Source organism: Mycobacterium sp. JS623, assembly GCF_000328565.1.
Classification (GTDB): Bacteria; Actinomycetota; Actinomycetes; order Mycobacteriales; family Mycobacteriaceae; genus Mycobacterium.
Map to the genome: position 1 here is coordinate 3,492,328 of NC_019966.1, position 10,997 is coordinate 3,503,324.

Annotated in this window: 10 protein-coding genes and 3 pseudogenes; 5 read left to right on the forward strand and 8 right to left on the reverse strand. The window is 63.2% G+C overall.

Annotated features, from left to right (window positions below):
* Positions 1-723 precede the first annotated feature (723 nt).
* From MYCSM_RS17135 to usfY, 5 genes and pseudogenes are all read left to right on the forward strand, one after another.
* Positions 724-1,218: pseudogene (locus MYCSM_RS17135) on the forward strand (Mu transposase domain-containing protein); the annotation flags it as partial.
* Positions 1,218-2,014, forward strand: a pseudogene (gene istB / locus MYCSM_RS17140) (IS21-like element helper ATPase IstB). The pseudogenes MYCSM_RS17135 and istB, both read left to right, overlap by 1 nt.
* A 176-nt stretch (positions 2,015-2,190) precedes the next feature.
* Positions 2,191-2,922: a sigma-70 family RNA polymerase sigma factor gene (locus tag MYCSM_RS17145; RefSeq protein WP_015307426.1), complete on the forward strand. Its 732-nt coding sequence runs from the start codon at positions 2,191-2,193 to the stop codon at positions 2,920-2,922.
* Complete coding sequence (locus MYCSM_RS17150) at positions 2,919-3,299, forward strand: phage holin family protein (protein ID WP_015307427.1); 381 nt, start codon at positions 2,919-2,921, stop codon at positions 3,297-3,299. The genes MYCSM_RS17145 and MYCSM_RS17150 overlap by 4 nt, the downstream gene beginning before the upstream one ends.
* 120 nt (positions 3,300-3,419) lie before the next feature.
* Entirely contained in the window at positions 3,420-3,731 is a 312-nt protein-coding gene (gene usfY / locus MYCSM_RS17155) for a protein UsfY (protein ID WP_015307428.1), read from the forward strand.
* 373 nt (positions 3,732-4,104) lie between these two features.
* On the opposite strand, the pseudogene MYCSM_RS17160 reads toward usfY, so the two are convergent.
* The 8 genes and pseudogenes from MYCSM_RS17160 to MYCSM_RS17195 form a co-directional block, all read right to left on the reverse strand.
* Positions 4,105-5,052: pseudogene (locus MYCSM_RS17160) on the reverse strand (nitrilase-related carbon-nitrogen hydrolase); the annotation flags it as partial.
* A gap of 60 nt (positions 5,053-5,112) precedes the next feature.
* Positions 5,113-6,351, reverse strand: coding sequence for a thiolase family protein (locus MYCSM_RS17165; RefSeq protein WP_015307430.1), 1,239 nt, complete (start codon positions 6,349-6,351; stop codon positions 5,113-5,115).
* A 97-nt stretch (positions 6,352-6,448) separates the two neighbouring features.
* Complete coding sequence (locus MYCSM_RS17170; RefSeq protein ID WP_157681345.1) at positions 6,449-6,700, reverse strand: hypothetical protein; 252 nt, start codon at positions 6,698-6,700, stop codon at positions 6,449-6,451.
* A gap of 710 nt (positions 6,701-7,410) precedes the next feature.
* Positions 7,411-8,481, reverse strand: coding sequence for a sodium:calcium antiporter (locus tag MYCSM_RS17175; protein ID WP_015307433.1), 1,071 nt, complete (start codon positions 8,479-8,481; stop codon positions 7,411-7,413).
* Positions 8,482-8,611: 130 nt separating this feature from the next.
* Positions 8,612-9,316, reverse strand: a complete 705-nt coding sequence (locus tag MYCSM_RS17180; protein ID WP_232425612.1) for an RraA family protein — start codon at positions 9,314-9,316, stop codon at positions 8,612-8,614.
* Positions 9,262-9,537, reverse strand: a complete 276-nt coding sequence (locus tag MYCSM_RS38245; RefSeq protein ID WP_041312265.1) for a DUF6510 family protein — start codon at positions 9,535-9,537, stop codon at positions 9,262-9,264. Before MYCSM_RS38245 ends, MYCSM_RS17180 begins: the two co-directional genes overlap by 55 nt.
* Before the next feature lie 14 nt (positions 9,538-9,551).
* Entirely contained in the window at positions 9,552-10,292 is a 741-nt protein-coding gene (locus MYCSM_RS17190) for a ferredoxin reductase (RefSeq protein ID WP_015307436.1), read from the reverse strand.
* A gap of 3 nt (positions 10,293-10,295) precedes the next feature.
* Entirely contained in the window at positions 10,296-10,895 is a 600-nt protein-coding gene (locus MYCSM_RS17195; protein ID WP_015307437.1) for a sulfite oxidase-like oxidoreductase, read from the reverse strand.
* Between the last annotated feature and the right edge of the window lie 102 nt (positions 10,896-10,997).

Consider the following 10,997-nt stretch of genomic DNA (forward strand, 5'->3'; position numbering starts at 1 on the left):
TAGCTCTGTTCACCGCCCCAGCTTTCCTTGCCGTCACAACGACGAGTCCCAGATCCTCGGCTCATTGGCCGACCGCTTCGCGCGGGGCATACGCGTCGCACTTGTCACCGGTGTCGCGCTATCGCCGCGTCAGCAAGTCATGGATAACATTCGTTATGCATGAGTAACGCCGCCGTATTCATCGGATGAACCAGCACCCGTCCGCCCCCAAGATCCGTCGCTGGAACCGCCTTTGAGTCCGAAAGGTGTTGGTAGATAAACTAGTTGGTGTCGTCGACAGGGAGTGCCAATCGGGGCCATGCGTGCCTGAGCCCGCAATATCGGCGCCCCGCTGATAGCAGTCGCGGGCGTGTTGGAACGAGGGGTACCTACAAAAATTCTCAAAGTGGTGTCATAAAAGACATCGAGATGACATCCTAATTGAGACTGCGACAAGGGTTTTGAGAAACTACTACTACTGTAGGTTCCAAAATCGCGTGTCATCTCTCAATTCCCTGACCTGCAGCGATGCAAGTTTGTCTCACGCGATGTCATCCGGCTTCTGTCTCAGTTTCTTGTCATTTTTCAGATGAGGGCGCTGGAGCGTTCCGACATTCGCGACTGCTCGCGCTGATTGCATTGCCTCCCGCTGGTGGTGTTACGTCACGTGACGGCGCAGGCGTCTCCCGGCCCGTTTCATTGGCGCCGCTGATCGACAGCGTGATAGCTGCAACTCGCGCGGCGGGTCGGGTGTTCGACTCGCCGTCAGATTTCAACGCTCAACTGAGCCAGTGGCTGGTCATCGCCAATCACCGCCAGCATCGAGTGTTGGGATGCCGGCCGGCCGATCGGGTGGAAGCTGACCGGGCGGCGATGTTGCCGTTGCCGCCGGTGGCGCCGGTCAGCGGGTGGCGCACCCATGCCCGGCTGCCGCGCGATCACTACGTCCGGCTTGACGCCAACGACTACTCGGTGCACCCCGCTGCGGTCGGCCGGCGCATCGAGGTCGTCGCGGACCTGGCCCGCGTTCGGGTGTGGTGCGCTGGCCGGTTGGTTGCCGATCACGACCGGATCTGGGCCAAGCATCAAACGATCAGCGACCCCGAACACGTTGCGGCGGCCAAGGTTCTGCGCCGCAACCGATTCGACGTTGTCACGCTGCCCACCCAGGTAGAGGTTGAGCAGCGGTCGTTGACCGACTACGACGCCCTGATCGACATCGACGGGCCGGTGGCGTAATGGCCACCAAGACCACCACCGCCAACCGCGACGTGACCGCCGAGCTGGCGTATCTGACCCGAGCGCTCAAGGCGCCCACCCTGCGGGAGGCCGTCGACCGGCTCGCCGAGCGAGCCCGAACCGAAACGTGGAGCTACGAGGAGTTCTTGGCGGCGTGTCTGCAGCGCGAAGTGTCGGCCCGCGAGTCCCACGGCGGTGAAGGAAGAATCCGTATAGCCCGATTTCCCTCGCGGAAGTCGTTGGAGGAGTTCGACTTCGACCACGCCCGCGGCCTCAAACGCGACACCATCGCCCATCTCGGCACGCTGGACTTCGTCACTGCCCGCGACAACGTCGTGTTCCTCGGGCCGCCAGGGACAGGCAAAACGCACCTGGCTATCGGGATCGCGATCCGGGCCTGCCAGGCTGGCCACCGCGTCCTGTTCGCCACCGCCAGCCAGTGGGTCGACCGCCTCGCCGCGGCACATCACGGCGGCACACTGCAAGCCGAACTCATCCGGCTGGCCCGCTACCCACTGTGGTCGTCGACGAGGTCGGCTACATACCCTTCGAACCCGAAGCCGCCAACCTGTTCTTCCAACTGGTGTCCTCGCGCTACGAACGCGCCAGCCTCATCGTCACCTCCAACAAGCCCTTCGGCCGCTGGGGCGAAGTCTTCGGCGACGACGTCGTCGCAGCCGCCATGATCGACCGCCTCGTCCACCACGCCGAAGTCATCTCACTCAAAGGAGACAGCTACCGCATCAAAGACCGAGACCTCGGCCGCGTCCCCACCGTCACGGCCGACGACCAATGACCCCAGCTGGTCAAGATTCAATTGCCGACAACTGATCAAGATTCAGTTGCCGTTGACACGGCTGGCGTGAAGCGGGAATTTGTACGGTCGCAGCCGAAGGAGTTGCGGCAGTGTCACCCGGGTGAATCGGCGAGCGGGCGATGACGACTCACCCCGACCAAAGCCAGGATGTGCCCATGGCACCACCAGCAGTTGACCACCTAGCAGACAGCGACTCATCGCTCGGTTCGCGCGACCCAGAGCTGACCGCGAGGTTTATCAACGACGCCCTTCCATATCTGAACCAACTCAACGATCGCGCCCGCCGACTGACGCGCAACGCCGTGGACGCCGAAGATCTCGTGCAGGAAACGATCCTTAAGGCTTATGCCGGCTTCAACACCTTTTCCGAGGGAACCGACCTCCGGGCGTGGCTGTTTCGCATCTTTACCAACACTTACATTAATTGTCTTCGCCGCGCGTATCACCGCCCAAACGACTACCTCATCGGCCACCTCACCGACCGACAACTAGTCGCCCACGATGTGGCGACCTCGCGAGTGCCACAATCGGCCGAACTCGATGCCCTGGATGCGCTGCCTGATATTGAACTGGCGGACGCGTTGATGACGTCGCTAGTGCAGTTTCGGCTGACTGCTTACTCCCGCGATGTCGCAGAACTCCGGTACCGACAGATCGCCGAGAGCATGGCGTGCCGCGAAGGCATCGTCATGTCACGTCTGCAGCGCAGATGCCAACGATTACGAATACTGTCGCGATCCGGGCGCGGACGGACATCAGTACGAGTGCGACGGCGACTACGCGGTCCCGGTGTCGATGCCGGTTCATCCGTTTGGCGGTGGGTTTGGCAGTCGTCCTCGTTTTTCTTCGCCCAGGCGCAGCCCGGCAACCTACGGCTGTTCCCATGATGCAAATCCTGCAGCGGGCACTTTTGCTTCTGGCGTCGTGGGCGACCGGACTCTTGCTTGCGACGTGGATCGTTCCCGGAGTTTCGTCGTCGATACCAGGGTTCATCGTCGCCATGGTGGTGTTCGCGGTATTGCAGGCGATCCTGTCCTTGTCGATCTTGAAGTTGCCCCATCGATATGCGTCGCTGCTCCTTGGGGCGACCGGCTTGGCATTGACGACCGTCGCCTTGATCCTTGCGTCGACTTTGACGCACGGACTCATTATTGAAGGCATGGAATCCTGGCTGGCCACAATCGTTGTGGTGTGGCTCGTGACAACGATTGGAGCGATTACGCTGCCCGAGTTGCTCATCCGCGACTGGGCCGGCTCGAGCTGACCAGATAATTGCCCGGGCGCATACGGGTGGATGGTGGTGGTCTGCGTCGAGATTCTGCATTCGCCCGGCTCGTGCAGCGACTAGATTTTGCTATTTCGCCTGACGGCGGAGGGAGCGGTGATGCCAGACACGCACGACGATCCGACGGATCACTCTCGGACCACGCAGCCGCACGCTGGCATCGTGATGAAGGACAACTTCTTCTGGCCAGGGCTGATCCTTCTGGCCGTAGCGACGTTCGCGTTGATCAGCACGGCGGCAGCTGCTGCCTATCGACATTACGAATGGCTGTCCACCACGGTCCTCATCGCCGTTCTTGGCGCGGTCGCCGGAGCGCTGTGGTTCGTCGTGGAGAATCGCCGCGTGACCCGCTTGGAGGCGCAGTGGGACGCCGCGCACCCAGGTAGTCGGATGCGCCCGCGCGGTCGATAACCACGAAAGCCGAGTATCCCCCGTCGACATTTACGTTTCAGGGGCAAGCCGCAACGTCGACGGAGTTGTTTGCGTTGCAGGGAGTTTGCAGATCTGTTTGTGCCGATAATTCCTGTGGGTGCGCGTTATGCACACCGCTCTTGAGCACCGAGAAAGCAGCTTGGAAACGCTCCATGCCGAGTGTGGGCGTCCTAGAGATGGGCCGAAGATTGGTGTCGGCGTGCGGTCTCGGCCGGGGAGGGAAAATGAACCGCTCCCCCGGCGGAAAATTGTTTGCGGCCAGCTGTTTTCGCCTAGCAGTACAGGCCCGCTTTGTACGGTTGTCTCCGTCACGATATGTGTTACTTGTCAGTGCCTAACATCGGACACTCATCGGTGGTTCTAGGAGGAACTCGATCTCGCGAAACCGGGTTCGGCTGAGATGGTGTTTGCGATTCGCGTCGAATAGGCCGGTCTGTCGCCTCGTTGTGCACAACAGGTCGAGGTCGATGTCGGCAACGCAATGTTTCGGTTGGGTTGAAAAGCGTTGTTGGGCTCGACATACGCCGTTTTCCCAGATCATGGTCTGGCCATCCCAGGCGACGTCGGTTGTGGATTCGCCCTGCCCCGCCGCTGCGTAGATGTACGCGGCGGTGCAGCGGAGCGACGCTGATTGAGCCAGCAGGCATCGGTCTTCGGCTCGACCTATGGTGACGGGGCTCCCCGACAGGTTGGTCAGCACGGTGGCGCCGGCCAGAGCGGCGTGCGTGCTGGGTGGGATGGGGATCCACATGTCTTCGCAGATTTCAACGTGAAGCGTGAAGCCGGGCAGGTCGGAGGCGGTGAAGAGCAGATCGGGACCGAACGGCGCATGCGCGCGGGCTTTCCCACGGCCCCAACGGATTTCGTCGCAGATACCGTCGCCTGCGGCCATCTGGCGAAGTTCGTAGAACTCGCGGTAGGTCGGTAGGTAGGACTTCGGCGCGACGCCCAGTACGTGACCGCGGTGGATCACGACGGCGGTGTTGTAGATGCGGTGTAAATAGCGGAGCGGGGCACCGATCACCAGAACCGGCATCAACTCCACGGAAGCTTGTGTGATGCGTTGTATTTCGTCTTCGACGGCGTCCAGGAGTGCGTCCTGCATCAGGATGTCATCGATCGAGTAACCGGTCAGTGCTAGTTCGGGGAAAACCGCCACTGCGGCACGTTCGTCGTGGCATTCGCGCGCGATGTCGAGCACAGCATCCCCGTTAGCCGCCGGATCGCCCAGCGTGGTTCGCACCGTACAAGCCGCGACGCGAACAGTCCGCGTTCGCTGGTGGGAGTTGTAGGCGTCCATGACTGAGTGTTCCACGTGCCGGTGTGTCGGGGCATGTGAGGTGCGTTCGGGGAATTCCTGTCAGGTGGCTTCTGGATTTTCCAAAATCATTGCCACGCCTTGGCCTGAGCCGATGCACACCCCGATGGCGCCGTAGCGGAGATGTCGTTCACGTAGTTCGGTGGCTAGGGTCAGGGCGTAACGTACGCCGGTGGCGCCGAACGGATGGCCGATGGCCACGGCACCCCCGTTGGGGGTGAGTCTGTCGTCGGGAACTTGAAATCCGTCGAGTTGGTTGGGCAGCTCCCGCAGCACACCGAGGGCTTGCGCGCTGAAGGCCTCGTGGATTTCCCATACGTCGATCTGTTCAGGGCTCAAGCCCGCGCGTCGCAGCGCCAGCGGTAACGCCCAAGCCGGAGCGATGCCCATCAGCAGTGGATCGTTGCCGTAGACAGTCGAGGACACCACCCGGGCCAGCGGGATGACGCCGAGGTCGTCGGCCCGCGCGCGGGAGGCCAAGATCAGCGCAGCGGCCCCGTCGGATAGCGGTGTGGAGTTACCGGCGGTCATTTGGGTCGTCCCGGGCTGGGCAGGTAGGGCGGCCAGCAGCTCGAGGGTAGTGTCGTCGCGGATGAATTCGTCGTGACTTACGGTGCACTGTGGGGTCTTTCGGGTCGCGGGGATCGTGACGGGCACGATTTCTCTGGCAAGCCTGCCCGAGTCGCGGGCGGCGCGGGCATGCTGTTGGGAGCGCAGCGCGAACGCGTCGATCTCTTCGCGACTGAGTTGGTAGCGATCGGCGACGTTCTGCGCGGTTTCGATCATGCCAATGTAGGCGTTGCGGCCCAGCAAGACGGGGTTCGGTGGGCCGCCGGCGCCCGACCACATGGTGTCGAGCAGCAGTTGAGGTCCGCGCGGGCTAAACGGGGCCTCGCCTTTCATATACGCGAACCCCGAACGCGACATCGACTCTGCGCCGCAGGCGATCCCGACACCGAGGTCTCCAGCTTTGATCGCATGCGCGATCATGGCCATGGCGCTCAGTGACGATCCACAGAATCTGTTGATAGTGGCTCCCGCTGCGCGGTCGGGGAAGCCAGCGGCCAGCGCTGCCCAGCGGGCAAGATCTCCCATGCCTTCATGCGCCGGGTTCACACATCCGGCGATGATGTCTTCGATCTGGTGGCGATCAACGCCGACGCGTTCACAGGCCGCGGTCAAGGCCAATCCGAGCAGGTCGTCGAGTCGCAGGTGCGACAGGGATCCGCCGTAGCGGGCGAATGGGGTGCGCACACCGCCAAGCAGATAGGCCTCGGTCACCGTGTTCTCCTGTCGTGCAATCGTTCTGCGGCGGGCGGCACCGCCGGGCGAGCGGTTTGACGGGTTTGACGGTGTCGCCGGTGGAGGAACCTCGAGCTCACAATTGGCGCGCCCGTCGGATCGATTCGCTGCTCTTTCGGCGCCGGCCCAGGGTTGTTGCGGCGATAGCCAGAGTGGTTTTGTGGGTGAGGTCGGTGACGATATCTCTAGCTGACCATCTCCATGGCATGTCGCCCAGCCCGACAGCTCGCGCTACCACGGCATTCGCTGAGACCAGTAGCAATATGTTGATCGCAATCGTCGGAACAATCGGAATCCGGTGTGCCGCTTTGGCGAAGCCGAGCGCCATGGCCGCCAGTGTTGCTTGTGCGAATTGTCCAGCGACGGCCTGCGCGCCGGTCGGCAGGCCACGGCCAATGAGTGCCTCGACGACCCGCACAGGTTCCTTGCTTCCTGGTCGATGGGTCAGTGCCATTTCAACGCGCTGTGACGCTGCCATTGCGGCACTGGCGGCGACGGTTCGAGCCACAAAGTCCAACGGTTTTAGTTTGGCGTTCATGGCATCGTTTCTGGTGCTAGCCGCCCCCGCCAGAGTGCTTCTAGGTCGGCAACGACGATATTCGCCTGGGGCAGGCGTGGGGCCGTCAGCAGCGCGTCGCCGCAGCGGGCGATCATCTCCGAATTGGAGCCGATACTCTGGGCGCAGACGGCTTGTAGGCCCGGCCCGCCTCGCTGCCGATCGTTTGACATGCCGTCTCCGTTCGTATCCCTTTGCGCCGCTTGACCCAGCCGAACATTCACTGTCTCCGCTCCGCAGAAGGTAGAGGCGGTCCACGTGTTGCTCGTTGAGACTTGGACAACCATCACTATCTGTGCGCACGGGGTGAGTTGTCTTCATCCGGTCCGTATTTCACCCGGGTGAGAGGCCGACGCGGAACAGATCCCGCTGAGAAGTTTGGGAGCTCTGCTGCTTTCAGCCCGGTCAAGCGCTGGCGCCGCGATGATTAAGGTCCCCTTCTCCCACTCCACGATGGCGTGAGGCCGCTGAATCCTGCACGGTCACCCCATATTCGAGATGGTGAATAGTCCCATCATGCCGACGCCATAAAGAATCAGGACAGCCAGCGAGTCGACACCCAGCCGGGCTATGCGGCGGTGGGGCCGAAACAGCAGGCCCGCGGCGTAGATGAGTGTCAACACAATTGCCAGCGCCGTGAGATAGATATCGGTGCGCTGCGCCGCTGGCAATACCGCATGCCCCGATAGCAGCGTCGCAGGCACAAAAAGCACTGGCAGGAAGGCGTTTCCGCCGAAGATGTCGGATACCGCTAGCTGGTAGTCACCATGACGCACCGACCGCAGACCGGTGGACAGTTCGGGCAGCGAGGTAGCCGCGGCCAACACGGTCGCACCGAACAGCACACCGGACAGACCGATGTGGTCGGCGATAACATCACCGCTGCGCTCCAACACGACTCCGGCGATCAGCGTGACCGCGGCGGCGAAGCCGAAGGTCACCGCCGCCCTTGCAGTACTGATCCCCTCGGCAGTGGCCTGCCGCTCGGTCATCGCAGTGCAGTGTCCGCGGGGCCGCTGTTGGCCGTCGGGGGGCTGGCCCGACTCATGCCAGGGCAACGACCGTCCCGCCCGTTGCAACCCCACCAGGCCCAGCACCCACACCACCAGGATCAGCACCGGGGCGGGCGTCAACCGCGCTGTTATCAGCGTTGCCGGCATCTGGGCGCCGCCGATCACAATGGCCAGCACCGCGACGACCAGCACAGCCTCCAGCACCAACACCAACGACGCCGCCCGATAGGTCAGCGGTCTGGATCCGCACACGCCGAAGGCGTCGAGGACCACCAGCACCACCGTCTGGATCGCGATGCCGCCGAGGATATTGCCCACCGCCACACCGATATTGCCCGAAACGGCGGCAGCGGCGACGATGGCGATCTCGGGCAGGTTGGTGGCGATTGCCAACAGGATCAGGCCGCCGAGCGCCGAGCCGAGGCCCAGCCGCATCGTCAGCACATCAGTTTGGTCCGATAGCTGAATGCCCGCCGCCCAGATCGCCGCTCCCGCAACAACAAACGTCACAGCCAGCAGCCACACCGGTGCTCCGCTCATGACGCGTCCTTCCGAGCGCGGTTCGAAGGCGATCGCAGATCTAGCTCATCGCCCCACTCGTCGAGCGACACGTCGTCATGCCCCGCTCATCATGGACGCTGCCCCGACAGCGCTGGGGTTCTCCTGCGCACTAGTTCTCACCGTCTCCCGGCGTGTTTGGGGTTTCGCCTCTGATGATGGCGATGGACGCCGCGTCGTCCACGACGACCTGGCTAGCCGTCTGCAGCACAGCGCGCACGTCGCCGGCCGGAATGACCGCGGCGCCGGAGGCATCGGCGAAAACGTAGTCGCCGGGCCAGATCGCCACCCCGCCGACTACCACCGGACGGTTCGCCTCATAGGGGGTGACGATGTCACCGCCCCACCGCGTTGTTTCACCACGGCAGTAGATGGCCAGGTCGTAGTGCTCAAGCTCGGCGAAGTCGCGCAGTCGCCCGTCGGCGAGAATGCCGGCGAGCCGGTGGTTTTGGACACGCGACAGCTTCGTCCCGCCACCGAGTGACGCATCGGTGTAGCCGTTGCTGGCCAAGACCAGCACGTGCCCATCAGCGCCGTGTTCGATGGCCTGGTAGAACAACCTCTTGAAGTTGTGGCGCTCGAGCGGGAGGGCGGCCCCACACGTCGGGAAGTAGGAGATGGTCACCGCGGGGCCGAAGAGTCGGCGACCGGGCGTCGGGCTTACCAGGTCTAGGAGATGACAGCGGTGTTGGTGCAGTCGCCCCACCGCGTCCACGATGTCGGCGGTGCGCACCCGACTGGCGAGCGCGTCGAGGGATTCCATCATCGGGCCCGGAAAGGGATACGCCAATACTGGGCGCCGCGCAGGTCTAGCCACACATCGGTCGGCGTTCGCACTAGCCGGGCCACGACGTGGTCGCAGTCCGGGCATCGAACGACGATGCCAGGGGCGCGGTGATAAACGTGAGTCTCAGCGAAGACCCCGACTCGACCACATCCCGCACAGGTCAGTGTCGCGGTGGTGACATCGCATCCGAGCACTTCCGCGAAGGCGCCCGCGGCGGCGTTACCGTCGACATGCGTCGGTTCTGCCATCATTCCTTCTTCCTCGATTAACCGCTCGGCCCGAACCGCTCGGTCCGGATGGCCGATGGCGAATGGCCCTGCCCGATCATCGTTGTCGTCACCGATTCCACGAATCCCGTTGGGCCGCAGACATAGACGCGTAGGCCATCGCCGGGCGTCCACCCGGGCGCTGCGAGATCACCGAGGCCAACTCGGCCGGGAGGCCGGCCGGTCTGCTGGTCGGCCGCCCGAGTGTAGACCACCGCGACCTGCAGCCAGTCACAGTCGCGCTCGAGCCGTGCCAACTCATGGGCATAGTAGACGTCGGCGGGACTGCGCACCGAATAGACCAGCCGAACGTTGGTGCCGCCCACCAATATTCGCTGTCGCAGCATCGCCATCAACGGCACAATGCCCGATCCGCCAGCGACCAACAGAATCCGCGCCTCCTCGGCCGGCCGCCAAACGAACCAGCCGCCGATGGGTCCGCGAAGCTCGATCTCCTCGCCGGGAGGCACTGCCGTGAGATACGGCGAGACCTCTCCGCCGGCGATCTTCTGCACGGTGAGCTCGATGTGCTCGCCGTCGGCCGGTCTGCTCAGCGAATAGCTGCGTTGTGCGCTGTACCCGTCCTCAGCGGTCAGCTTGAGATCGATGTGCTGGCCGGCCAAGTGGCCACCCCAGCCCGGCACGGCAAGTCCGATCGTGCGCGCTGATTCGGTCTCGGGCGTTGAGTTCACCACCCGTGCAACCCGCCACTGCAACTTGGGTGTCAGGCCATCGCCCATGGCTCAATCCCCGGCATACCGTTGCTCTCGCCACGGGTCACCATAGCTGTGATAACCGAAGCGCTCCCAGAATCCGGGTGTGTCGCTGTCGGCCAACTCAATCGACCGGACCCACTTCGCGGACTTCCAAAAATACAGATGCGGCACCAGCAGGCGCGCTGGGCCGCCGTGGACCGCGTCAAGCGGTGCGCCTTGGTAGACGTAGACGATCCATGCCTTCCCACCGAGAAGATCGGCCACCGGGATGTTGGTGGTGTAGCCGCCGTAGGAGCGGACCAGTGCGAATTCGGCGGCGGTGTCGACTGATTCGAAAAGCGTGTCCAGAGAAACGCCTTCCCACTTGGTATCCAGTTTGGACCACGTGGTGACGCAGTGGATGTCGACAGTGAGCTGCTCACTGGGCAATAGCTTCAGTTGGGCGCCGGTCCATACGTGTTCGGCGCCACGCTCGTCGCGGATGGTGAACCGCCAATTGTCGAGATCGATACGCGGAGTCGGTCCTGCCTGCAGGACTGGGAAGTCCGTGGTCAGATGCTGACCGGGTGGCAACTCGCGGGCCGATTCAGTGCGGCGCCCGCGAAAGCCCTTGTTGGCGATAGACATTGGTGCTCCTGTCGTTGGTGTGATGAGCCATCCATCAATCTCGGCTCGTTTTCGGTGCTCTATCCGGTGTTTTCTCTGTTTCCGGGGATGGCCGTCGGCGCC